General features: G+C 38.7%; 25 protein-coding genes and 1 pseudogene. 14 read left to right on the top strand and 12 right to left on the bottom strand.

The genetic code is table 11. From position 1 onward, the window contains the following. Positions 1-854: pseudogene (locus HJC33_RS06565) on the bottom strand (hypothetical protein); the annotation flags it as partial. Between the two features lie 225 nt (positions 855-1,079). Between HJC33_RS06565 and HJC33_RS06560 the strand changes: the two are divergent. From HJC33_RS06560 to HJC33_RS06540, 5 genes are read left to right on the top strand one after another with little or no spacing between them, the layout of a single operon-like run. Further along, positions 1,080-1,793 (top strand): response regulator transcription factor, encoded by a 714-nt coding sequence (locus HJC33_RS06560; protein WP_171658013.1) that lies wholly within the window; start codon positions 1,080-1,082, stop codon positions 1,791-1,793. Positions 1,794-1,805: 12 nt separating this feature from the next. After that, entirely contained in the window at positions 1,806-3,299 is a 1,494-nt protein-coding gene (locus HJC33_RS06555) for a sensor histidine kinase (protein WP_171658012.1), read from the top strand. Between the two features lie 38 nt (positions 3,300-3,337). Continuing rightward, entirely contained in the window at positions 3,338-4,498 is a 1,161-nt protein-coding gene (gene egtB / locus HJC33_RS06550; protein WP_171658011.1) for an ergothioneine biosynthesis protein EgtB, read from the top strand. Between the two features lie 16 nt (positions 4,499-4,514). Beyond that, entirely contained in the window at positions 4,515-5,480 is a 966-nt protein-coding gene (egtD, locus tag HJC33_RS06545; protein WP_171658010.1) for an L-histidine N(alpha)-methyltransferase, read from the top strand. A 3-nt stretch (positions 5,481-5,483) separates the two neighbouring features. Continuing rightward, positions 5,484-5,765 carry a DUF427 domain-containing protein gene (locus tag HJC33_RS06540; RefSeq protein WP_171658009.1) on the top strand — a complete coding sequence of 94 codons (282 nt, stop codon included), beginning with the start codon at positions 5,484-5,486 and terminating at the stop codon, positions 5,763-5,765. Positions 5,766-5,790: 25 nt separating this feature from the next. On the opposite strand, the gene HJC33_RS06535 is transcribed toward HJC33_RS06540, so the two are convergent. Both HJC33_RS06535 and HJC33_RS06530 read right to left on the bottom strand, forming a co-directional pair. After that, complete coding sequence (locus HJC33_RS06535; RefSeq protein WP_171658008.1) at positions 5,791-6,087, bottom strand: isoamylase early set domain-containing protein; 297 nt, start codon at positions 6,085-6,087, stop codon at positions 5,791-5,793. Between the two features lie 155 nt (positions 6,088-6,242). Beyond that, on the bottom strand, positions 6,243-7,325 hold the full coding sequence (locus tag HJC33_RS06530) for an aminotransferase class V-fold PLP-dependent enzyme (RefSeq protein WP_171658007.1): 1,083 nt from the start codon (positions 7,323-7,325) through the stop codon (positions 6,243-6,245). A gap of 54 nt (positions 7,326-7,379) precedes the next feature. On the opposite strand from HJC33_RS06530, the gene HJC33_RS06525 reads away from it, so the two are divergent. Then, the gene (locus tag HJC33_RS06525) at positions 7,380-7,772 is read left to right on the top strand and encodes a 2TM domain-containing protein (protein WP_171658006.1); all 393 of its coding nucleotides are present in this window, start codon (positions 7,380-7,382) and stop codon (positions 7,770-7,772) included. Beyond that, positions 7,769-8,260 carry a dihydrofolate reductase gene (locus HJC33_RS06520; RefSeq protein ID WP_171658005.1) on the top strand — a complete coding sequence of 164 codons (492 nt, stop codon included), beginning with the start codon at positions 7,769-7,771 and terminating at the stop codon, positions 8,258-8,260. Before HJC33_RS06525 ends, HJC33_RS06520 begins: the two co-directional genes overlap by 4 nt. A gap of 3 nt (positions 8,261-8,263) precedes the next feature. On the opposite strand, the gene murI is transcribed toward HJC33_RS06520, so the two are convergent. The 8 genes from murI to HJC33_RS06480 all read right to left on the bottom strand — a co-directional run bounded on the left by murI (position 8,264) and on the right by HJC33_RS06480 (position 16,341). Next, the gene (gene murI / locus HJC33_RS06515) at positions 8,264-9,040 is read right to left on the bottom strand and encodes a glutamate racemase (RefSeq protein ID WP_171658004.1); all 777 of its coding nucleotides are present in this window, start codon (positions 9,038-9,040) and stop codon (positions 8,264-8,266) included. A 90-nt stretch (positions 9,041-9,130) separates the two neighbouring features. Beyond that, complete coding sequence (locus HJC33_RS06510) at positions 9,131-9,640, bottom strand: OmpH/Skp family outer membrane protein (RefSeq protein ID WP_171658003.1); 510 nt, start codon at positions 9,638-9,640, stop codon at positions 9,131-9,133. A gap of 45 nt (positions 9,641-9,685) precedes the next feature. Next, positions 9,686-10,522: an OmpH/Skp family outer membrane protein gene (locus HJC33_RS06505; protein ID WP_171658002.1), complete on the bottom strand. Its 837-nt coding sequence runs from the start codon at positions 10,520-10,522 to the stop codon at positions 9,686-9,688. Positions 10,523-10,621: 99 nt separating this feature from the next. Next, the gene (locus HJC33_RS06500) at positions 10,622-13,294 is read right to left on the bottom strand and encodes a BamA/OMP85 family outer membrane protein (RefSeq protein WP_171658001.1); all 2,673 of its coding nucleotides are present in this window, start codon (positions 13,292-13,294) and stop codon (positions 10,622-10,624) included. Beyond that, entirely contained in the window at positions 13,266-14,006 is a 741-nt protein-coding gene (locus HJC33_RS06495) for an isoprenyl transferase (RefSeq protein WP_171658000.1), read from the bottom strand. Before HJC33_RS06495 ends, HJC33_RS06500 begins: the two co-directional genes overlap by 29 nt. Before the next feature lies 1 nt (position 14,007). Further along, positions 14,008-14,691, bottom strand: a complete 684-nt coding sequence (gene porG / locus HJC33_RS06490) for a type IX secretion system protein PorG (protein ID WP_171657999.1) — start codon at positions 14,689-14,691, stop codon at positions 14,008-14,010. Between the two features lie 110 nt (positions 14,692-14,801). After that, the gene (locus HJC33_RS06485) at positions 14,802-15,683 is read right to left on the bottom strand and encodes an NAD kinase (protein ID WP_171657998.1); all 882 of its coding nucleotides are present in this window, start codon (positions 15,681-15,683) and stop codon (positions 14,802-14,804) included. Position 15,684: 1 nt separating this feature from the next. Then, positions 15,685-16,341, bottom strand: coding sequence for a CBS domain-containing protein (locus HJC33_RS06480; RefSeq protein WP_171657997.1), 657 nt, complete (start codon positions 16,339-16,341; stop codon positions 15,685-15,687). An 85-nt stretch (positions 16,342-16,426) separates the two neighbouring features. On the opposite strand from HJC33_RS06480, the gene HJC33_RS06475 reads away from it, so the two are divergent. From HJC33_RS06475 to clpX, 7 genes are all read left to right on the top strand, one after another. Then, complete coding sequence (locus HJC33_RS06475) at positions 16,427-17,143, top strand: pyridoxine 5'-phosphate synthase (protein WP_171657996.1); 717 nt, start codon at positions 16,427-16,429, stop codon at positions 17,141-17,143. Then, a complete protein-coding gene (locus HJC33_RS06470; RefSeq protein ID WP_171657995.1) occupies positions 17,143-17,913 on the top strand; it encodes an alpha/beta fold hydrolase in 771 nt (256 codons plus the stop codon). Before HJC33_RS06475 ends, HJC33_RS06470 begins: the two co-directional genes overlap by 1 nt. A gap of 134 nt (positions 17,914-18,047) precedes the next feature. Continuing rightward, positions 18,048-19,547: an SGNH/GDSL hydrolase family protein gene (locus tag HJC33_RS06465; RefSeq protein ID WP_171657994.1), complete on the top strand. Its 1,500-nt coding sequence runs from the start codon at positions 18,048-18,050 to the stop codon at positions 19,545-19,547. Between the two features lie 67 nt (positions 19,548-19,614). Then, entirely contained in the window at positions 19,615-19,959 is a 345-nt protein-coding gene (locus HJC33_RS06460) for a phage holin family protein (RefSeq protein WP_171657993.1), read from the top strand. A 97-nt stretch (positions 19,960-20,056) separates the two neighbouring features. Next, a complete protein-coding gene (gene tig, locus HJC33_RS06455; protein WP_171657992.1) occupies positions 20,057-21,379 on the top strand; it encodes a trigger factor in 1,323 nt (440 codons plus the stop codon). Between the two features lie 88 nt (positions 21,380-21,467). Continuing rightward, a complete protein-coding gene (clpP, locus tag HJC33_RS06450) occupies positions 21,468-22,148 on the top strand; it encodes an ATP-dependent Clp endopeptidase proteolytic subunit ClpP (protein ID WP_171657991.1) in 681 nt (226 codons plus the stop codon). A gap of 86 nt (positions 22,149-22,234) precedes the next feature. After that, positions 22,235-23,470 (top strand): ATP-dependent Clp protease ATP-binding subunit ClpX, encoded by a 1,236-nt coding sequence (gene clpX / locus HJC33_RS06445; RefSeq protein WP_171657990.1) that lies wholly within the window; start codon positions 22,235-22,237, stop codon positions 23,468-23,470. Position 23,471: 1 nt separating this feature from the next. Here clpX and HJC33_RS06440 read toward each other — a convergent pair whose 3' ends face one another. Next, complete coding sequence (locus HJC33_RS06440; protein ID WP_171657989.1) at positions 23,472-24,011, bottom strand: hypothetical protein; 540 nt, start codon at positions 24,009-24,011, stop codon at positions 23,472-23,474. Positions 24,012-24,087 lie beyond the last annotated feature (76 nt).

Genomic DNA, 24,087 nt, shown 5'->3' with positions numbered 1-24,087 from the left:
GTTCCGTTCAAATTGGCGTCATCCAAGGTAATGCCACTTACCATGTCTGGAGTTCCATCCACCGTAAAAGTGAAAGGACCACCAGATAATGTTCCTGCATTAAGACCATTTCTTGTCACCATAATGGAATTGGACAAGGCGTAATTTCCATCTAAATCGGATACATTGTTGCCTGCTTCCAAGCCAGTTAACCCATCTTCGTAAGTTAAATGCCAAATAAAGCAAATACCTGCTCCGGCTCCATCAAAATCAACACCTTCTAATGCTTCCAAAGTTGGTGGCAAGCCCAAAATGTTGTTCTGGTCATCTGTGATCACATACCTTTGATTGGCTCCGTTCAGATTAGTGTCATCCAAGGTAATTCCACTTACCATGTCTGGAGTTCCATCTACCATAAAAGTGAAAGGGCCTCCGGAAAGCGTCCCTGCATTAAGGCCATTTCTGGTGACCATAATGGAATTCGACAAATCATATTCACCAGATAAACCATTGGTATTGGCACCTGTTTCCAAGCCAGAAAGTCCAGCTTCATAAACAATATGCCAAATAAAGCAAATACCTGTCCCGGCTCCATCAAAATCAACACCTTCTAGTGCTGCCAAAGTTGGTGGCAAGCCCAAAATGTTGTTCTGATCATCTGTAATTACATACCCTTGATTGGTTCCCACTACATTGGATTCGTCCAAAGTAATTCCGCTAACCATATCTGGAGTTCCATCCACGGTGAATGTGAAGGGTCCTCCCGATAGAATTCCTGCGTTTAGTGCTAATGGCGCATCATCAGATTCTGAATCACATGAAATCAAAATCAATCCAATGCCCAATAATGTCATAATAGATCGTAAGCTGCTCATTTTCTTGTTGTTTTAAATTGCACCACAAATGAAGCGGGAAGTTGTTGCGGAAGTATCACAAAAAAATAAAGATTCATTATTTACTGATTATCAGTATTTTGAATTAAAAATCAGTATATTTTGTAAAGAATCGCCTTAAAAATTGACTGTTAATAGAATACTGTGTGAAGCTTTAGGAAAAATGGTGAACTTTCTGTGATACTTTACATTTTTATTTGTTGAACCATGAAAAAAGTGCTGATTGTTGAGGATGATCTTGAGATCATTCGTCTTTTGGAAATACATCTTAAAGATTTAGGTTGTTCGGTATTGACAGCCGACCGTGGTGATGTTGGGTTACAAAAGGCCATCAATGAATATCCTGACCTTATTATTTTGGATGTGATGCTTCCCGGAATGGATGGCATTGAAATCTGTCAGAAAATCAGGGCACGCGATATTAAATCGCCTATAATGATGCTTACGGCCCGTTCTGAAGAAATAGACAAGGTGTTGGGATTAGAAGTAGGCGCTGATGATTACTTGACCAAACCTTTCAGCGTTCGAGAGTTCATCGCTAGGGTCAAAGCCATTTTTAGAAGACAGAAAATGGATATTCCTGAGCCAACTACTGACAAAAACCCAAAACTGATGGAATTCGATATCCTTTCCATCGACATTGATATGCGCAAAGTGCTTTTGGACGGCAAAAAAATTGAACTGTCCCCTAAAGAATTTGAACTTTTGGTTTTGCTATCCACCAATCCCGGAAAAAGCTATGATCGTTCCAAACTGCTCAATATGATTTGGGGTTATGACTTTAAAGGTTATGAACATACGGTGAACTCGCACATCAACAGGCTACGTTCCAAAATAGAACCAGATATGAGCAACCCTAAATTTATTCTTACCACTTGGGGCGTGGGGTATAAATTCAACGAAGAGCTAGTGGAAGCTTAACCAGACCAAACCATGAAAAACAACATTCTTTCCATACGATTCATTCTAAAACTAACGCTTTCTTTTTTGGCCATACTGTTATTGGCAGGTATTGGATATACCATCACTTCCATTTATCTGTCCAATAAATATTTTTATGAGACCACTCAGCGATTGCATGCCAATTTAGCGCAGGACCTAATTGATGAAAAATTCAGGAATACCCATCCTTTTGATTCAACAGGAGCTGTGAACAAAGAACTTTTTGGAGATTTGATGCACGATATGATGGCCGTAAACAGAGCCATTGAAGTTTATCTTTTGGACAATGACGGTTATGTTCAGTACTCCGTTGTGCTAGATCATGATGCTCCCGAGACCCAACAGAAAAAAGTGGACCTTGCTCCAATAAAAAAATTCATCAATGAAAAGGGTAGCAACTATATTTTAGGTGACGACCCCAAGGACTTATCCAAACAGACCATTTTTTCGGCAGCCCATTTTTCCAAGAATGGTCATGAAGGTTACGTGTACATTATTTTAGCAGGAGAAGACTTTTTGGCCACAAGAAGTGACCTCTTTAACAGCTATTTTATGCGATTGGGGCTAGGCGGATCTATTCTGACCTTGATTTTTGCCACGCTCTTGGGAATATTGGCCATTTGGTATCTCACCCGAAGTCTCCGAAAAATTATCTATGCGGCCAAACGTTTTCAACAAGGGGATTTGGAATATCGCATAGAAAATGCTGAAAAAACCGATCTTGCCAATGTGGCCAGCACCTACAACAGTATGGCGGATACCATTTTATCTGATATTGAAAAAATAAAATCCGTAGAACAGTTACGACAAGAGCTGATTGCCAATATTTCCCACGACCTTAGGACACCACTATCCATTATACAAGGCTATATTGAAACACTGCACATGAAGGATTCTGAGCTTTCTGCTGAAGAACGTGCCAAATACCTTCAAACGGTAACCCGAAGCAGTGAGCGAATCTCCAAATTGGTCTCACAACTTTTTGAATACTCCAAGTTGGAGGCCAACCAGATTCAACCTGAAAAAGAACCCTTCTTGATCAGTGAATTGGCCAATGACATCCACAGAAATTATTCCCTTTTGGCCGAGAAAAAGAACATTGATCTTCAATTGAGCATGAAAGAGGGCATTCCCTTGGTTTTTGCTGACATCTCTCTTGTAGAGCGTGCCATTCAAAATCTTATGGACAATGCACTTAAATTCACTCCCGAAGGTGGCAAGGTCACTGTAAAAATTGAAACTTTGGACAACGATGTACAGGTGACCATCCAAGATTCTGGCCCTGGTATAAAGAAAGACAACCAAGCATTGATTTTTGAGCGGTACCGACAAACAAAAACCGGACAGGAAAAGGCTGGAGCTGGTTTGGGCTTAGCGATTGTCAAAAAAATCATGGAGATTCACGATAGCCGAATCAGGGTGTTCAGCAAACCTGAAGAAGGTACTTCTTTCTCTTTTAGCCTTCCGGTTTACTCCATGGCCTAATCCATTATTCACTATCTTTAAAGAGTAAAGTCGTTATCATGATTCTTACCGATTCCCTATTGGATTTCTTTCTGGAAACCCGCAAACATTCAGAAATCCTTTGTGAACCTCTTGAAATTGAGGACTATGTGGTTCAACCAGTTGTGGATGTAAGTCCTCCCAAATGGCACTTAGGACATACTACTTGGTTTTTTGAGGAATTCATCCTGAAACCTCAAGCCAAAGGTTATCAGCTTTTTGACGATGACTTTTCATTTGTGTTCAATAGCTACTATGAAACTGTGGGGAAACGTATTGTTCGCTCAGATAGAGGAAATTTATCAAGACCATCGGTAAAAAAGGTGTATGAATATCGGAACTATGTAACCGAAGGCATCAAAGCACTTTTCTCACAAGCACAAAATGATGACCTCAATGCATTATTGGAAATTGGCATCCATCATGAAAAGCAACACCAAGAATTGTTGTTGTCAGACATTAAATATATTTTAGGAAACAATCCGTTGCTTCCTCCCTACTCAGACCGATTTGTAGACCATCCCGTGGAAACCCATCAACAAGATTGGATTTCCATGGAAGAGGGTATTTATCAAATCGGTCATGACTCCAAAGAATTTTGCTACGATAATGAATTGGGCAAGCACAAAGTCTATTTACAACCCTATCTTATTTCCAATAAATTGGTTACAAATGCTGAATACATGGCATTTATTGATGCTGGTGGATATAACCGTTTTGATCTTTGGCATGCTGAGGGTTGGGATTGGGTGAACCAAAATGGTATTTCTTCCCCTTTATATTGGCACCATGTTGATGAAGGATGGCATCATTACACTACATTGGGATTGACAAAAATTGACCCGTTTGCACCAATTGCCCACATTTCCTATTACGAAGCTTTCGCCTATGCACAATGGAAAGGTCTTAGACTCCCTACCGAATTTGAATGGGAGGCGGCACAGTCCTTTTTTCCTTGGGGCAAACGTTGGGAGTGGACAGAAAGTGCCTACCTTCCCTACCCTAATTATCAAAAAGCAGACGGTGCTTTAGGCGAATACAACGGTAAATTTATGGTCAATCAAAAAGTACTTCGGGGAAGTTCCGTAGCCACACCTGAAAAACATACAAGATCCACTTACAGAAATTTTTTTCATCCGCAATTAAGATGGCAATTTACCGGGATAAGGTTGGCCAAATAATTACGACATAGCGCATATGCAGGACAAAAACATACCAACCTTCACCTCAGTTTTCGAACAAGAGGTCTATGAGGGCCTAACGGCTTATCCTAAATATCTATCCTCCAAATACTTTTATGACGAAGTAGGCGATAAACTCTTTCAGGATATCATGGCCATGCCAGAATATTACCTTACAGATTGTGAGTTCAATATTTTACAGAAACACAAAGAGGATATTGTTCAACTTTTTGCAAAGAACGGACCCTTCAGCCTGTTTGAATTGGGTGCTGGAGACGGGAAAAAGACCAAAATCTTGCTGCAGCATCTTGTTGAGCAACAACTTTCTTTCGATTATCGCCCAATAGACATCAGTCAAAATGCGTTGGACAATTTAGAGACCACTATTACCCAAGAGATTCCAGCTGTTGAAGTAAATCCCATTCAGGGTACTTATTTTAACACATTGAGGGACATTAATAAGATTAATGAAAAGAGGAAAGTCATCTTGTTTTTGGGATCTAACATTGGTAATCTTTTGCATGAAAAAGCTGTAGAATTTTTGCGAAACCTACAAGATTCCATCAATGAACAGGATTATATTTTCATTGGTTTTGATATGAAAAAAAATCCGCAGACCATATTGGATGCCTACAACGACAAAACTGGCATTACTGAGGCTTTCAATAAAAATGTGTTGACCAGAATCAATAAGGAAATCGGTGGGAATTTTGATTTGGATAAGTTTCTGCATTGGGAAGTATACGACCCCGAAACAGGTACCGCTAAAAGCTATTTGGTTTCCAAGGAGGACCAAAAGGTTTCTATTTCAAGTTTGGAACTTGAGGTAACTTTTAAACGTTGGGAAACAATCCACACTGAAATTTCCCAAAAATATGACGACGAAGTAGTGGAATGGTTGGCAGGAGAGGCTGGACTCAAAATAGTACAATCCTTTTCAGATGCCCAAGAAAATTATAAAAACTATTTATTTAAAAAATAAGCTATGAAAGCCATTTGGAACAATACCGTAATTGCCGAGAGTAATAATACTGTTGTAATTGAAAACAATCATTATTTTCCACCGGAAACCATCAACAAGGAATTTTTTAAAGCAAGCGAAACACACACCACTTGTCCTTGGAAAGGTGTGGCTTCCTACTATACCATTGCAGTAGATGGCAAAGAAAACCCTAATGCAGCCTGGTTTTATCCAGAAACCAGTGAATTGGCCAAATCCATTAAAGGATATGTTGCCTTTTGGAAAGGAGTTACCATTGAGGAATAATAATTCCCCAATGGTTTTCTCAGTTTTATAGCTCTAGAACAGCGTTTTCGGCACCTGCGTAGTCATTCCATTGGTAACGATCTGCAGCTTCATCGTTGATGTAAGCCCCATCTACAATGTATCTGAACTCGTAGGTATTCTCCATTGGAAGGTCAAAAGTTCCTTTAAAGGTCCCGTTCTTTAATTTTTTAAGGGTGCTTCCTTTAGGGTTCCAGTTATTGAAATCTCCAACAACTGCTACTTTTTTTGCTTCTTCTGCAGGCACAGTAAATGTAACTTTACAAACAGGCTTGCTCTTTAAGTATTGTTTCTTTATTGCCATGACACAATTCTTTTAGAAATTATAGGGCAAAGCAATAGATAAAACGACTTATTTACAATTAGTTAAGTTCGATTTATCATATTGATAAAATGCCCATAACAATAGGATTACCTTTACAAAATTAGTGTCCTTTTTTTTTCAAAATATGATTTTTGTCAATTGGAATGTAATATTTTCACAATCGCATCTATTTCGTCCTCAGTATTATAGAAATGAAAACTCAACCGAATGCCGTCTCCGCGCATGGAACAAACAATATCTTCATCACTCAATTTTTTGAATAACTGTTGGTCACCTTTAATGTTGAAAATAGTACTGTGCTGTGCTCTGTTGACAACTTTTTGTTCCAATAGCCCCAGGGCAGAAAGTTCCGCTTTTGCTTTTTGCCCTAGTTTATCCAATTGTGCTTTAATATGATTCACACCTATACTATCCAAAAACTCCAAGGAAAATCTGAGGCTACCAAAATTTAAGGTATCCAAGTGTCCAGGTTCTAAGTGTTTGCAAAAAGGGATATTATTACGTTTAGATGCGTCCCTGTCCACGGAGCCATTCCCAATACATTTCAAATCAAAACGCTCTTTTACCTCATCTTTCACTAAAGCAAATCCATTTCCAAAGCCCGCCAACAACCATTTATAGGAGCTTGCCAATAAGATATCAATTCCAGAATCTTCAAAATTAAATGGCTCGGTTCCACAAAATTGAGTACCATCCACTATGATGGTTAGATTGGGATAGTCCTTTTTTAAATCTTTTAGAAAATCAAGACTGATTTTTATACCATTGATCCATTGTACTACACTCAAGGCCAAAACATCAAACTTTCCAGTTTTTACTTTCTCAATAATGTTTTTTTCAAAGTGCTCATTAATCTCAACATACTCCCTATTAAAATTTCGGGTTTCAAAGGGCCAATTCAGGGATGGATAATCATCTTTAAGTAGGAGTATGTGCTGATTTTTAGGCAGCCCTTCCAACAATGTATTGAATCCAAAACTAAAATTGGGGACCAAGGCCACATTTTCAGCTTTGCATTTAAAAAAACTCCCTATTACCTCCCTTATTTCGGGTATCTTCTCAAAACTCTTCATTTTCATGGTACTGCCCCCAATCAAATAATCCAAATCATGGCCTTGTCGCCATTCCATTAAATCTTCATTTAGCAATCCGGTAGCAGCGGTATTGGCATAAATGCATTGGTTGAGTACAGGGAATTTCTTTCTTAAGTTTTCCATTTCCGAAGTTTTGGAATCAATTCAATTATCTTTGCTGTTAAAGATAGCCATTCCATGTTGTCCTTCGGAAATAAGAAAAAGAGTGCGATAGATTTAGAACAGCACGAGCTTTTGGAGAATGCGCAGAAACGCATCAAACAAAAAAAACGCCTGTACACCCATCTGGTCATTTTTTTGATAGGCAGCGTGTTCTTGATATTGATCAACAAAATCTTGAAATATGGCGAGGCCTACGACTGGTTTATATGGGCTATCCTAGCTTGGTCATTTCTTTTTGTGTTACATGCTTTCAATGTATTTGTGACGCATCAGTTCATGGGTAAAGAATGGGAGCGAAAGCAACGTGAACGTCTTGTTGAGCTACAAAAAAATCGTATTTCTGAGATTCAAAAGGAGATTGAAACCGATTTTCCACTGTCCAACATCAATAAAAAAAAAAAAGAGTGAGGCGATTGATCATTATTGCCGCTGCTGGGGAAAACAACGCCCTAGGCATCAACAACGATTTGCCCTGGCACTTACCTGATGATTTCAAGCGTTTTAAATTGTTGACTTCTGGGCATAAAATTATAATGGGCAGAAAGACCTTGGAGAGTTTTCCGAAGGCGTTGCCCAACCGAGAGCACATTGCCATTACGCGTGATGACAGTTATACTCCAAAATTTCCCTGTACTATTGTACATTCTCTTCAAAGTGCCATAGATCTTGTGAAAGAAGATGAGACCGCTTTTATTATTGGAGGGGGAGAAATTTACCGCCAGGCGATGGAATTTGCCACTGATATTGAACTCACCCGAATTCATGCCAATTTTGAAGCGGACACTTTTTTTCCGGAAATTGATGATACAAAATGGATGCTGGCTGAAGAAGTATATCACTCGAAGGATGATAGGCACCAATTTGATTTCACATATCTAACTTATCAACGTCGATAATAACTAAAAGTCAAGGTTTGAAACCTCTACTTTTGGGCCATTAACCATTGAGTTGAGTACTTCTACATCCCCATTGGAATAAAATACATGTTTTGTTATGTCCTGCGGAGTCAACAATCCTTCTTTTTCCAGAACAGCTTTGGTTTGTCTGGCCACAGCCTCACCCGAATCAATTATAGTGACATGGACTGGCAAGATTTCTTGAAGCACCGGAATTAAATAAGGGTAATGGGTACAGCCCAGCACCAAACAATCTATTCCTTTTTGAAGCATGGGCCCTAAGTAGGTCTTAAGCAAGTCTTTTGTTTCTTGTACATCTATTTTTCCAGCTTCAATCAACTCAACCAAGCCTGTACCTTCCCGTTCCAAGACTTCGATTCCTTCTGCAAAAAGTTTGGAAGTATTATGAAACAAACCGCTGGAAAGCGTTCCTTTGGTGGCCAAAACCCCAACTTTTTTGGATTTGGTATGCAATGCTGCTGGTTTAATGGCAGGTTCTATACCAATAAATGGCACAGGGAAATTGGCACGCAAATGTTCAATGGCATTTGTTGTGGCAGTATTACAGGCTACAACGATAATTTTACAGCCTTTTTCTATAAGAAGTCGGGTATTTTTTTTACTCAGTTGAATGATTTCCTCTTTGGATTTTTCACCATACGGAGCATTTTTACTATCCGCCAGATAAATGGTATTTTCCTCAGGAAGTGCTTTTACAATCTCTTTCCAGATGGATGTACCCCCTACTCCCGAGTCGAAAATTCCAATAGGCTTGTGCATGCTTAAAAATAGATACTAATTTGAAAATGGCACAAAAAAACCGCTTTTCTTAAATAGAAAGCGGTTTAAATATATTGTAAGTACTATAATTTAGAAGCCCAACTCTTGTTTTACAGCTGGCAACAAATCTTTTCCTCTAGAAACAATAAGGCTCAATCCTGGGCTAGCATCAATAACATAATCAAAACCTTGTGCAGCAGCAACTTTTTCGATGGCTGCTTTTGCTTTTTCGGAAATAGGAGCAAATAACTCAGCCTGTTTTTGCTGCAACTGTTGCATGGCAGCTTGTTCAGCATTTTGAATATTTTTCTGAATTTCTTGCAATTCCAAAGCTCTCTTTTCATTTTCCTCTTGAGTTTTGGAAGTGGACTCATTTCTATATTGAGTTGCTTTATTTTGAAATTCTGTCATTGAACCCTTAATATCGGCAGAATATGTCTCTTCCAACTTCTTCAATTCAGATTGAGCAGCTTTCATCTCCGGCATTTCAGTCAATAATTGTTGCACGTTGATATGTGCAACCTTGCTCTGCGCATTTACAAATCCTGTAGCTGCTACAAATAAAACCAGTGCTACAGCAATTTTCTTTACATTTTTCATGATTCTTAGTTACTATTTTTGAATGTTAATTTTAGTGTTTCAATATTATTGTTGTATTGAATCCTTCTCCTGTTCCAGCGCTTTTTTACGTTCTTCCAATTTGGCTTGACGTTTGGCTTCGCGCTCCTCCAATAATTTTTTTCTTCGTGCTTCGTAGGCTTTCTTTCTTTCCTCTCGCAACTTCAACTGCTCTTGCCTTCTGTCTTCAGCAGCCTTGGCCTTGGCATTTTGAGCTTCCTCTGCTTTGGCCTGGCGTTCTTTCAGTGCTTCACTGATTTCTTTGTCAGCTTCTGCTTCTTCTTCCGCAAACTTATCCAGTCGACTTTGTTGTTTCTCCTTTTTGTTCGATTTGCTCACTTTTCTGGTGCGAGCTATCTCCCTTAGGACCAAGTCACTGATATCGTGTCTTTTTTCGGAGTACAACATTACAACATCTGCCGATTTATCAAAAATAAAATCGTATCTTTTATTTCCTCCTATTTTTTGAACCTCATTAAAAACTTGGTCTTGTATGGGCTGTATGAGCAGCTGTTTTTGTAAGACCAAATCTCCTTGAGGACCAAAACGATCCTGCTGATATTTCAACATTTCAGTTTCCAAAATCTGAATTTCTTCCTCACGTTCAGCAATCAGCTCGTCCGTTAGCAGTACTTTCTCGGCCATTAAATCTTTTTTCATTTGTTCAATGGAGCTCTGCTTGAGTTCAATTTCCTGTTTCCATTTTGCTGCCTTCGTATTCAATTGTTCTGTGGCATCCCTATATTCTTCAACATTCTCTAGAATATATTCCATGTCCACATAGCCAATTCTTACCCCTCTTTGGGAAAAGCCATAAAAGGAAGACATTAAAACAAGTAATGACAAAAGAACTTTGGTATTCATCTTTGATTCCGCTTTTTACGTAGAAAATATCGTGCCAAAATAACTAATTAATTTAAAATGAGTTATTTATAAGTTATTTAAGACACTATTTTCTTTAGATTAAAACTGCTGTCCGATGATGAAGTGTGTTTGCCAACCGCTCGGGCCAACTGAACTTGGTTGGGCATCTGTATCGAATCCATAACCAAAGTCAATCCCCAAGAGACCGAATGCCGGCATAAATATACGTAGCCCCACCCCGGCAGATCTTTTTAATTCAAACGGATTATACTCATTAAAATTGTTGAAAGCGTTTCCTGCCTCTAAAAACGATAGTGCATATATAGAAGCCGAAGGCTTGAGTGTAAGTGGATAACGCAGTTCTAAAGAGAATTTGTTGTATATGGTCCCTCCATCTCTTTCTTGGTTTCCAGTAATTGGATTTGTACTGTACGGAGTCAATGAACTGTTTTCGTAACCACGTAGCTGAATAACATCCCTACCATCTAAGGTAAAGTTTCCAAGTCCATCACCCCCAACAAAGAATCTTTCAAAAGGAACATCTCCAATATCCTTGTTATAATTACCTAAAAACCCAAATTCTGCATTGGTACGAAGCACTAACTTGTCCACTAAACGGGTATACCAATCTCCTTTAAATTTAATCTTGTAGAACTCCAACAATTTGAATCGCTCCTCCTCCATACTTTCCAATTCATTGCTCAATTGTTCAAACTCCAATTGCTCCTCTGGTGTGGAAGGGTTTGTCCCTATTTCCAAAAGTCTTTCTGTTGTGGAATTGATATCATCCTTAATTTGTCTATAATCCTTTGAACTGAACAAGGAGTAAGGAGGTGTAAATTTAGCCGTCAACTCAAAATTGGAACCGGTAAGTGGAAATATTCTACTGGGGCCTTGTGAGCTTCTAGAAATTCCTAATGTATAACTCAAAGAGTTGGAACTACCATTTCCAAAATTGAACAATCCATTGTTAAAATCATTAAAGTCATACAACTGATAACTCAATGCATGGGAAATGGTGAAGTAATCATCTGGCCATTGTACCCTTTTGGCCAAACCTGCAGAAATTCCAGTAATAGAAAATCCACGATCTTTATCTACATCAATCCTATTGCTATTGTTGAAACTGGTGGCAAACTGTTGGGTTCTTGATAACGAAAGATTAAACCTAACCGGTTTTTTACCTCCTAACCATGGTTCTGCAAAGTTTAAACTATAGACCCTAAATGTTCTACTGGCCTGTAAACGAAGAGCAAACGTTTGTCCATCTCCCATAGGAACAGGTTTATAAGCTTCTCCATTAAAAATGTTCTTCAAAGAGAAGTTACTAAAGGAAAGCCCCAGAGTACCAATGAAACCTCCTCCACCAAAACCTCCTTGTAATTCTATTTGGCTAGAACCTGCTTCAACAAGACTATATTGTACATCTACCGTACCAGCATTAGGATCGGGGTTCTGAATGTCCGGAACTATCTGTTCCGCATCAAAGAATCCAAGTTGACCTAATTCACGAATACTTCTTACAATATTATCCTTGCTATATTTTTGACCAGGTCTTGTGCGCAATTCCCTAAAAATCACATGGTCATTGGTCTTGTCATTACCTACCACAGTAACATGGTCCAAGAAAGTCTCCTTCCCTTCAATAATACGTATCTCAAAGTCTATTGTATCATTAACTGCCGAAACTTCTACCGGATTTATACTGGAAAATAAGTACCCATTATTTTGATAAAGATTCGTCAAGTCCTCTGCGTCCGGTTTGGAATCATCCGCAACACGTTTTTTCAATAATACCCCATTATAGGTAGACCCTTTTCTAATTCCTAAAACTTGCGCCAATTGTCTATCTGTGTAGACTGAGTTACCCACAAAATTGATATCTCCAAAATAATATTTGTTCCCCTCCTCAACCTTAATTTTTAGGTCGATGTTGTTTTCATTGACCTTTACAAAAGTATCTGAAAGGACTCTGGCATCCCTATATCCTCTTTCCGCATAGGTGTCCACCAAATTAGAAAGGTCTTCCTTGTAATCTGCTTCAATATATTTGGACTTCTTCCAAAAACGGTAAAATTTCTTCTTCTTGGTCTTTTTCAAAGATTTCCTAAGACGTTTACTGGAAAGCTGCTCATTGCCCTCAAAGACAATACTTCTAATTTTCACCTTATCCCCTTTGTTCACATTAATGACCATATTCTGGGTATTGGTTCCAGAAGTGTCTGCTGCCGTGGCAATATTTACGGTTGCATTTAAATAACCTTGCTTCTTGTATTTGTTCTGAAGGTAATTTTTGGTGTTGGCGATAAGGCTTTCAGTGATTTTTTTGCCTTTTTTAAGATCTGTATCGTTTAGGATATCCTCTACTTTTCTTTTCTTAACACCATATACAGTGACATTGGCCAATGTAGGGCGTTCCAAAATATTCAATTCTAGAAATATCTTCTCGCCTTCAATTTTGGTATAAAAGAATTCCACATTACTGAACAATTCCAGCCCCCATAATTTTTTTATCACGCCACTAATCTCATCTCCAGGTATGGTAATGGGCTGACCTATACGCAATCCTGTGTATGTTTTTACGGTCTGTGCATTGTAGCTTTGAAGTCCAGTGACTTCAAGTCCTCCCAATATATATTGCTTACCATCTTCAAAGGAAGTTTCCTGGGCAAATGCCTGGCCTGTGAAAAGTAGTAAAGGAAGGAGTAGTTTTAGGTATGGTCGATTGAAGTTTTGAATACCCTTAATTAAGTTGTTCGCTTGTTTTTCCAAATCGTCGTTCTCTATTTTGGTAACTTAATATTGCTTCTACCAAATGATGCTCACTAAAATCAGGCCAAAATATATCTATAAAATACAATTCGGCGTACGCTATTTGCCAAAGTAAAAAATTGCTTATCCTATGTTCCCCGCTGGTACGAATAAGCAAGTCCACATCTGGCATGCGATGCGTGTAAAGATGAGTATTAATAACGGCTTCGTCAATATTTTGAGGTGAAATTATGTTATTTTTAACTTTGAGCGCTATCTCTTGCACGGCTGATTTTATCTCTTCGCGTGACCCATAACTCAAAGCTAATGTGAGTGTCATTCCTGTATTTTTTGAAGTTTTTGAAATGACCTCGGATAGTTCTTTTTGGGCCTTTGATGGCAATGCTTCTATTTTTCCAATGGCCTCTAGTTTAATATTGTTCTTATTCAGTGTTTCCAATTCCTTACGTAATGAAGCCACCAAAAGCTTCATTAAAGTCTCCACTTCCAATTTGGGCCTGTTCCAGTTTTCGGTTGAAAAAGCGTAAAGGGTCAAATATTCAATTTGGAGTTTTGCACAGCTCTCCACAGTCCTTCGAACGGACTCCACACCATTTTCATGACCAAAAATTCTGAGTTTGCCACGTTGCTTGGCCCATCTTCCGTTACCATCCATGATAACGGCTATATGTTTTGGAAGATTATCCTTGTTTACGTTCTCTAAAGTGTACATTTTATTGAAAACAATCCTGGCAGGGCCTGCGTCCAAAGGTATACGTTAAAGTAAAACCTGTAAAGACATACCAGTCATCGCTCAATATATTACCGAATCTAAATTGCTCAAAATTGGAACCTTCAGGATTGCTTGCATCCAAATTATCCGTAAAGGTATATCTAGCCCCAATTTCGGCACCAAGAATCAAGAATTGATTTAACCGATATTTAGCCCCAACCGTCATTGGAATTGCAAAACTACCTTCTTTTTGGTTAATATCCTGCAATTGAAGGGCATCAAAATAATTGAAATCGTACCTAAAATACGTTAAACCCGTGTAAAGATAAGGGGTAAAAGCTGGTCCGAGTTTGTGAAGATTATATTCAACATAGTTGAATTCTATCCCTAAAGAGGTCTCCAAAATGGAATTATCGACCACATAACCTCTTTGTTGTCTGGAAGATTTGCTTGATTTGGAATCGTCTGCAGTAAAATTACCATATAAAACACTGGCACGCCAAGCATACCTTTTACTCTTGTTCCATTTAAAAATTCCTCCGAAGGCAGGACCTGAGGGTAGGATAAAATTGGTTCGGCCTACATCACCTATCATATTGGTTCCACCAGCAAAAATGCCAATTTCATAAGTCTGGGCACCAACTTTGAACACACAACACAGAAAAATAGCCAAAACTATCCGCATATTATCCAAAAATTACACAAGTTTAGAGTAAAGGAAGGTCTATAGATGTACTGTTATGCATGTTCTCCTTTGTTAAACAGTTTTTAGTCCTTTTTATTGTTTTGAAAAGTTTAATTGCGCATATCTTCACCCCAAAGCAATTTATTACGAAGCGTTTTCAAGAAACTTTCTGATTTATATTCTATCATTTTAATGGTAAAGTCAGATTTTCTTATTTTGATTTCCTTACCATTAGGTATAGCAGCAATTCTTGAATCCAAAGAAACCAAATGTGTCTGCTCCCTTCCGGAAACTTTTAATCGTATTTGGGTATCATCGGCAATGACCAACGGACGTGCATTTAAGTTATGTGGTGCAATTGGGGTCAACACCAGAGATTTTGCTGTAGGAGCTATTACCGGCCCACCACAACTTAACGAATAACCAGTAGATCCTGTGGGCGTAGATACTATAAGACCATCTGCCCAATAAGACGTCAAATACTCATCATTCAAATAAGTTTCCACTGTAATCATGGAAGTAGTATCTTTTCTGCTCACTGTAATTTCATTCAAGGCAAAGTTCAAATCTTCAAATTCATCCAAATCAGAATTTAGTTCTACCTCTACCAGTGTCCGCTCCTCTACTTTGTAATGCCCTGCTTTAAACTCAGTAACCAATTTACGCACATCCTCTTTTTTAAAAGTGGACAAAAAACCTAACCTTCCCGTATTTACACCAACTATGGGAATCCCTAAATCCTTTACATAGGTAACCGCCCTCAACATAGTACCATCTCCTCCAAAGCTCACAAACATCCCAAACGAAGAATCCAAGCCTTCGCTTTGGGTAAAAGTACCATGTTTGTATTCTGGAATGTACTGTGAAACTTTGTTGCTGAACTCATTTTCCAAAAAGATAACGGCACCAACATGTTTAAACTCATCCAAGAGCTCTTTTAAATATCTAGTGTCCTCTTCTTGAAAAGCGAGGCCGTAAATGGCAACTTTCATGCTAAACGTTAAGGTATTTTTCCAAGTAGTCGGATCGTTGTTTCAAATCTTCCAAGAATTGGTCATCACTATTACCAAAAACAATGGTGTAGTTATACCTTCTGAAGGTTTGAGCAACCTCATTTAGGCTTTGTGTGCCTATTTTTAGGGTAATCTGGACCACATCATTTTGGGAATCTGTGATAAATGCGCCCAATAATCTTGCGTTGTTGCTTTCTACAATTTGAGCGATCTCACTGAATGAGTAATCTTTTATCCCAGTAGAAATTACAAGAATGGCCCCTGGTTCTTTAAAAAATGGAGTATCTATAAAAACACTTACAATATCTTCCAAATCATAATATCCAACAAGAACATGATTCTCGTCTATAATCGGCAGAATATTGGCCTCATTTCTAGAAAACATTTCAAGCACATCCAACCAAGAAGTTTCTTTGGTCACAAAAAAGGCTTCTAGTTCAAATCTAAAATCCTCGATTTTCTTTTCCGGTTCAAAACAGGCCAAATCATTCTCAGAGAGCAATCCTATATATATGCCATTTTCTGTGACACCTACATGGGAAAAAGTGGTCTCCTCAAAAAAACGAATTACCTCTTCCAAGGTTTCCGAAACCTCAAAAACAGGTACTGTTGTTATGATTTGATTCTGAATCTGCATAATCTAACTAATGGGTGCAAAATACTAATTTTAAATCGCAAAAGGCGTGCCTAATTCCTATTTTTGCCTTTCTAAAATTAACTTCATGACAAAACTGAGTGTTAATATTAACAAATTGGCAACCCTAAGAAATTCAAGGGGCGGCAATATGCCAAACTTAATCACTTCATCCAGAGATATAGAATCATTTGGAGCCCAAGGCATAACCATTCACCCAAGGCCAGATGAGCGACATATTCGCTATCAAGATGCTCGGGATTTGAAAAATGTTGTCACTACTGAATTCAATATAGAAGGAAATCCGATTCCCAAATTCATTGACTTAGTACTGGAAGTTAAACCTACCCAGGTAACTTTAGTCCCGGACGCTGAGGATGCCATTACCTCAAACGCAGGCTGGGATACCGTAAAACATAAAGTTTTTTTGATTGATGTCATCCAAACCTTTAAAGACAACGGAATACGAACTTCCATATTTGTAGACCCAGATGTAGCAATGGTAGAAGCAGCTGCCCTAACCGGAACCGATAGAATTGAATTATATACCGAAAGTTTTGCGCAAAAATTTGCCCAAGGAGAAAAAGAAACCAGCATCCAACCTTTTATTGATGCAGCCAAAAAGGCTTCAGAATTAGGATTGGGCATAAACGCAGGACATGATTTAAGCTTGGAAAACATCAAATACTTCAAGGAAAACATTCCAAATCTTCTGGAGGTGTCCATTGGCCATGCGCTTATCTGTGAATCCATTTATCTTGGATTGGAAAATGTAATCAACATGTACAGACACCGATTGAAATAATGGAACTACTACATTCAAAAATTATTGGAGAAGGTCAACCATTGCTCATACTACATGGATTTTTAGGGATGTCGGACAACTGGAAGACATTAGGCTCCCAATTTGCGGCGAATGGGCTTCAAGTCCATCTTATTGATCAACGTAATCACGGTAAAAGTTTTCACACCGTAGATTTTGACTATGATTTTCTGAGCGAAGACATTGTGCATTATACGCATCATTACAATCTTAAAAACGTATTTGTCTTGGGTCACTCCATGGGTGGAAAAACTGCAATGCAACTATCCACCTCTCATCCAGAGCTGATCAAGAAACTCATAGTTGCAGATATAGCCCCTAAATTTTATCCTCCACATCATCAATCTATTATTGATGCTTTGTTACAATTGGATTTCGACCAAATCAACAGCAGAAAACAGGCAGACGAAATACTTTCCCAACACCTCAACAACTTTGGTATACGTCAGTTCTTGTTGAAAAACCTTTTTTGGGTGGAAACTGGAAAGTTGGGATTGCGATTCAATTTGGATGTATTGAAGGACAAAATGGAAGAAATCGGGGAAAATATTCAAGCTAATGCTACATATGATGGCCCTACCCTATTCTTACGTGGCGACCGGTCTGAATATATTATGGAAAATGACTATCCAAATATCAAAAAACATTTTCCCAGCGCACAGATTGAAACAGTGGATAATGCCGGACATTGGCTACACGCAGAAAATCCAAAACAGTTTTTTGAAAAAGCACTTCACTTTCTAAATTCATAATTTTAGGGTTATTTTATTATGCATGCATAATTTTTTTACCCATTTTATTGTCTGAATGACAAATTTGACCTAGTTTTGGTTAATACTGGTTTAACTATAAATTTAACTTAAACTAACTCAAATAGATTTCAGATATGAAAAAGTTGTATGCCTTACTTCCATTTTTAGGCTTATTCTTGATTGCATGCGAAGAAGATGATACCCCAATTGACACCACCCCAGACCCGGACCCCATAGTATATACTTCAGGAACTGCGGATTTTACAAAATATGTAGCTATAGGAAACTCCTTAACGGCAGGGTTTTCAGACAATGCGCTCTTTATTGCCGGACAAGAAGCCTCTTTTCCAAATATGCTGGCATCCAACTTTGCCCTAGCTGGTGGGGGAGCTTTTGAAATACCTTTTATGGCAGATAATTTAGGAGGCGCCACCCTTCAAGGAAACCCTGTTCTTGGGAATAGGCTTTTCTTGGCCTTTACGGCAGATGGCCCAGCACCTACTCCTGTTTCTGGTGAAGGAACCACAGAAATTTCAACAAAACTATCTGGCCCTTTTAACAATATGGGAGTCCCAGGATCTAAAAGTTATGAGCTATTGGCCCCAGGTTACGGTAGCGTTGCTGGTGTTGCATTAGGTACGGCCAATCCATACTTTGCAAGGTTTTCCTCCTCCGAAACCGCAACTGTAATCGGAGATGCAGCTGGTCAAGGAGCTAGTTTCTTTTCCCTTTGGGCAGGAGCCAACGATATTCTACTATACGCCACCAATGGTGGGTCAGGTGTGGATCAGACAGGCAACATAGATCCCGCTTCCTACTCTAGAAATGATATTACCGACCCCAATGTTTTTGCAGGCTCTTTAGATGCCATCTTACAGACAATGACTGCTAATGGTGCTGATGGTGTTATTGCAAACATTCCAGATGTGAAGGATATCCCTTATTTCACAACTGTTCCACATAACCCAGTACCTCTTGATGAAGCAACCGCCACTCTTGTCAACGGAGCCTACGCGGCTTACAACCAAGGGTTATTGCTTGCACAAAGTTTCAGCCTTATAGATGCGGATGAAGTGGCAAAAAGAACTATTTCTTTTGCTGCTGGAGATACCAACGCTGTGGTTATTTTGGATGAAGATTTAACGGATTTGACCGGGGTTGACCCAGGATTGATCAACATGAGACAGGCCACCGCTGATGATTTAATGGTATTGACCTCAAGTTCTTTTATCGGCACATTGGCCAATCCATTGGATCCCACCTCCATAAATGGAGTCGCGATACCTTTGGCAGATCAGTGGGTACTTACACCCGAAGAACAAACTGCTGTTGAGAATGCACTCACAGCATATAATCAAACCATTGAAGCATTGGCAACAACGTACGACTTGGCTTTTGTAGATGCCAATGCACTATTGAATGAACTAAGAACAACTGGTTTTCAGCAAACTGATGGAAGTGTGGTAACCGCAACCTTCGCTACCGGAGGTGGTTTCTCATTGGATGGTGTACATCCAGCTCCTAGAGGATATGCCATATTGGCCAATGCATTTGTTGCAGCCATAAACGCTAAGTACGGATCCAACCTTCCAGGGGTAAATCCTTTGGATTATACTGGATTGTACATTAACTAAACAAACATTATTTCCTATCTTGAAGGCACCTTAATGGTGCCTTTCTTTATTATCAAAAACTCAACCTATGAAATTAATCTTAAGACTTTTGCTGAATGCCCTTGCAGTAATTATCCTATCCTACTTATTGCCAGGGGTTGGTGTGGATACCATGGTAACTGCCATAATTGTTGCAGTTGTATTGAGCTTGCTCAACTTTTTGGTCAAACCCATCTTGGTCATTTTAACCTTGCCTATTACCATACTTAGTTTAGGGCTTTTCTTGTTGGTCATCAATGCGATCATCATTCTTATTGCCGCACACTTTATTTCAGGTTTTGAAGTAACAAGTATATGGTGGGCCATACTTTTCAGCCTTTTATTATCCATTTTGCAATCCATTCTCCATAGCATTTTGAAACAGGATGAGTAGATTCTATTATTGTTGACATTCAACACTTTAAAAAGTTGCTGTCAAACATAAAATACATTACTTTTGCCACCCATTTTTGAATAGCAAATAGGTTAAGATGAATATTACCAAAGAGCAGATTGATGAGTTAAATGCAGTGGTAAAAGTTGCCATCAGCAAAGAAGATTACCAAGAGAAGGTTGACAATATCCTAAAGGATTACAGAAAACAAGCCAATATTCCTGGATTTAGAAAAGGACAGGTTCCCATGGGCCTTATTAAAAAACAGTATGGAAAAGCTGTTTTAGTAGATGAAGTAAACAAGCTGTTGCAGGACAACTTAAACAAATATCTAACCGAAGAAAAATTAGATGTTTTGGGCAATCCACTACCAAAACAACAGGAAAATTTTGATTGGGACAGCGATATCCTTGATTTTGAGTTTGAATTGGGCCTCGCTCCAAATTTTGATGTCAAGCTAAAGACTAAAAAAGCTGTAACCCAATATAAAATTGTTGCAGACAAAAAAATGGTTGATGAACAAGTGGAACGCATCCAAAAACAGTATGGGAAATTGGTTTCCAAAACTGAAGTTGGAAAATTGGATGAAATTACTGGTTTCTTTGCTGACGAATCAGAAGAAATAGACCACAAAACCACAATAGAGCTTGAGAAAATCAAAAGCAAAAAAGCTTTGGATATTTTGGCGGGCAAAAAAGTTGGGGAATCCGTGACATTGAAGACCAAAGGTCTTTTCAAAGAAGATTACCTACTTTCAAGTGCTTTGGGCATTGATCGCGAAAAAGCTGAAAAATTGAATATCGACGTAACTTTCACCATTGAAGAAATCAATGAGCGCCAACCTGCAACTTTAGATCAAGAGTTATTCGATAAATTATTCGGAAAAGACAATGTTTCTTCAGAAAAAGAATTGAAAGACAAAATCAAGGAAGACTCTGAAAAGCAATTTGAGCAACAATCTGATCAAAAATTGCTGAATGACATTACAGAAAGGTTGATTGACGAAACCAAGTTCCAACTTCCTTCAGAATTCCTAAAAAAATGGATTCAAATAAGTGGTGAAAAAATGTTGTCTGATGATGAGGCCAGCGAAGAGTTTGAAAAATCCGAAAAAGGACTTCGTTACCAACTTATTGAAGGTAAAATCATCAGAGAAAATGACCTTCAGGTACAATTGGATGAATTGAAAGAGTTTGCCAAAGGTTTTATCAAATCGCAAATGGCCCAATACGGTCATCTTGACCCCAAAGAGGAAGAGTTGGAAAACATTGCAAACCGAGTTCTGGGCAATCAGGATGAAGTAAAAAGACTTTCTGAACAATTGATGAGTCAAAAATTGCTGGATCTTTATAAAGAAAAAGCTAACCTTAAGGTAAAAGAAGTCAATTACGAAGACTTTGTTAAGGAAGCATACAGCTAATTGAGCTAAAAGAAAATTAAGTATCTTTACGGTGCCGAAAAGCTAAGTTTTCGGCACCTTTTTTTTAAGCTAAATCGAAAGAAATCCTATGGATTACGGAAAAGAATTTAAAAAATACGCCACCCAACACCATGGTATAAACAGTATGTACTACGACCAGATCATGAGTAGTATGTATCCCATGAATATGACTCCCAATATTATAGAAGAAAGACAATTGAATGCCATTGCCATGGATGTCTTTTCCAGATTGATGATGGATCGTATCATCTTTTTGGGAACCGGAATCAATGACCAAGTGGCGAATATTGTACAGGCCCAGTTGCTTTTTCTAGAGAGCGCGGACGCATCCAAGGATATCCAAATCTATATCAATTCTCCAGGTGGTAGTGTTTATGCTGGACTGGGAATCTATGACACCATGCAGTTCATCAAACCGGATGTGGCAACAATATGTACTGGAATTGCTGCTTCCATGGCCGCAGTGCTATTATGTGCAGGACAAGAAGGCAAAAGAAGTGGATTGACCCATTCAAGAGTTATGATCCATCAGCCTCTTTCTGGTGCGCAAGGTCAGGCCAGTGATATAGAAATTGCTGCCAAAGAAGTTCTAAAAATCAAGGATGAGTTGTATCAAATCATAGCAAAACACTCTGGACAACCTTTTGATAAGGTATATGAAGACAGTGATCGTGATTACTGGATGAAAGCCGATGAGGCCAAAAAATATGGTATGATCGATGAAATTTTAACTCGGGATAACTCATAAATCCCTACAAAAGAGCTAAAAACAAAGGTTTTATATAAACCAAATCCTTTTTTTTTTCGTTATTAGTGGTTGAATAATGTTGATATATGGCTAAGGAAAACTTGGAATGTTCATTTTGTGGCAGAAAAAAACCGGAAACCAATCTCTTGATTGCCGGTCTAGATGCACATATATGTGATAGATGTATAGAACAGGCCTATAGTATAGTTGCAGAGGAATCCAAACAATCCAAAAACCAAGATCTTTCATCGGAGCTTGTATTAAAGAAGCCGATGGAAATCAGGGATTTTCTGGACACATTTGTTATTGGACAAAATCGTACCAAAAAGGTCATGTCCGTAGCTGTTTACAATCATTACAAAAGATTGTTGCAACCTAAGGGAAAGGATGACGAAGTAGAAATACAGAAGAGCAACATTGTCATGGTGGGTCAGACAGGAACAGGTAAGACCTTAATTGCCAAAACCATAGCAAGAATGCTCAATGTTCCGCTAGCCATTGTGGATGCCACAGTACTTACCGAAGCTGGTTATGTTGGTGAGGATGTAGAAAGTATTTTGACAAGATTGCTACAAGCTGCCGATTACAATCTGGAAAAAGCAGAAAGAGGAATCGTCTTCATTGATGAAATAGACAAAATTGCCCGAAAAAGTGATAACCCGTCCATTACCAGAGATGTTTCCGGTGAAGGGGTTCAACAAGGTTTATTAAAATTACTTGAGGGTACGGTTGTCAATGTTCCACCTAAAGGTGGCCGTAAACATCCTGACCAAAAATTCATTGAGGTCAATACAGAAAATATCTTGTTTGTTGCCGGTGGCGCCTTTGATGGTATTGAGCGCATCATTACCAAACGTTTGAACATGCAGGCGGTGGGCTACAGTGCATCCAAAGCAGAAGACAGACTGGACAATGAAAATATCCTGCAATATATTATCCCAAAAGATCTAAAGGAGTTCGGTCTCATTCCAGAAATTATCGGAAGGCTCCCCGTGCTCACTCACATGAATCCTTTGGATGCCAAAACGTTGCGAGCTATTTTAACGGAACCTAAAAATGCTATCATTAAGCAATATGAAAAGCTTTTTGCAATGGATGGTATTACCTTTACCATTACAGAACAGGCTTTGACCTACATTGTAGAAAAAGCTGTGGAGTACAAATTAGGTGCAAGAGGGCTTCGCTCCCTTTGTGAAGCTGTATTTACGGATGCCATGTTCTCCTTACCAAGTAGTGATGACAAAGAGTTTAAGGTAACCAAGGCTTACGCAGAGGAAAAACTATCGTACGAGACTATCAAAAAACTGAAAGCAGTTTCTTAAGTTAAACTGTTTTTTTGGTCACCTCTTCCAAAAGGTTCAAACAAACCTCAGCGATAATCTTTTCATCTGTATATAAGCGGTGTCCAAAATTGGGGACAACATTTAAGTCTACTCCCACTTTCTCTGCCCACTTTAAGCTTGGCTTGTAGGCATCACACTCTCCAAAAACCATGTTGGTTGGAATATTGGGACTTTCCTCTTCCATTCTTACCCGAGTTGCTGAAATAGCAGTTAAAGATTTTACGGGCAATCCTTTCAAGGCAGCTTTCCAAGCAATGGTACCCCCAGTACTGAATGCCAGATAATGGGCCGGTTCTACTTCTTTTTTGAGCAACTGATTCACTGCACTATCTATCCCGCCCTCTACAAAGGCTTTATGGATGTTTTCTTCTGTGGAAATAGGAACATCTATATTTCCCAGTTGTTGACAATCATGAAAGGAAATAGTATAGTATTGCTGTAAGTATCCAAAATAGGATGCAATCCAAAGTCCTTTTTTTGCTCCCCACATATCGGAGATAACAACGAGTTTTTCTGCCATAATTAATGGTTTGTGTAGTGCAGCGTTTAGTTTTGCTTGGGGGAAATTATAGTATTAAACGCATAAAACTCTTTTT

Origin of the sequence: Flagellimonas amphidinii, assembly GCF_013090115.1 — a bacterium.
Classification (GTDB): Bacteria; Bacteroidota; Bacteroidia; order Flavobacteriales; family Flavobacteriaceae; genus Flagellimonas; species Flagellimonas amphidinii.
This window is presented reverse-complemented; position numbering and strand designations above follow the sequence as displayed.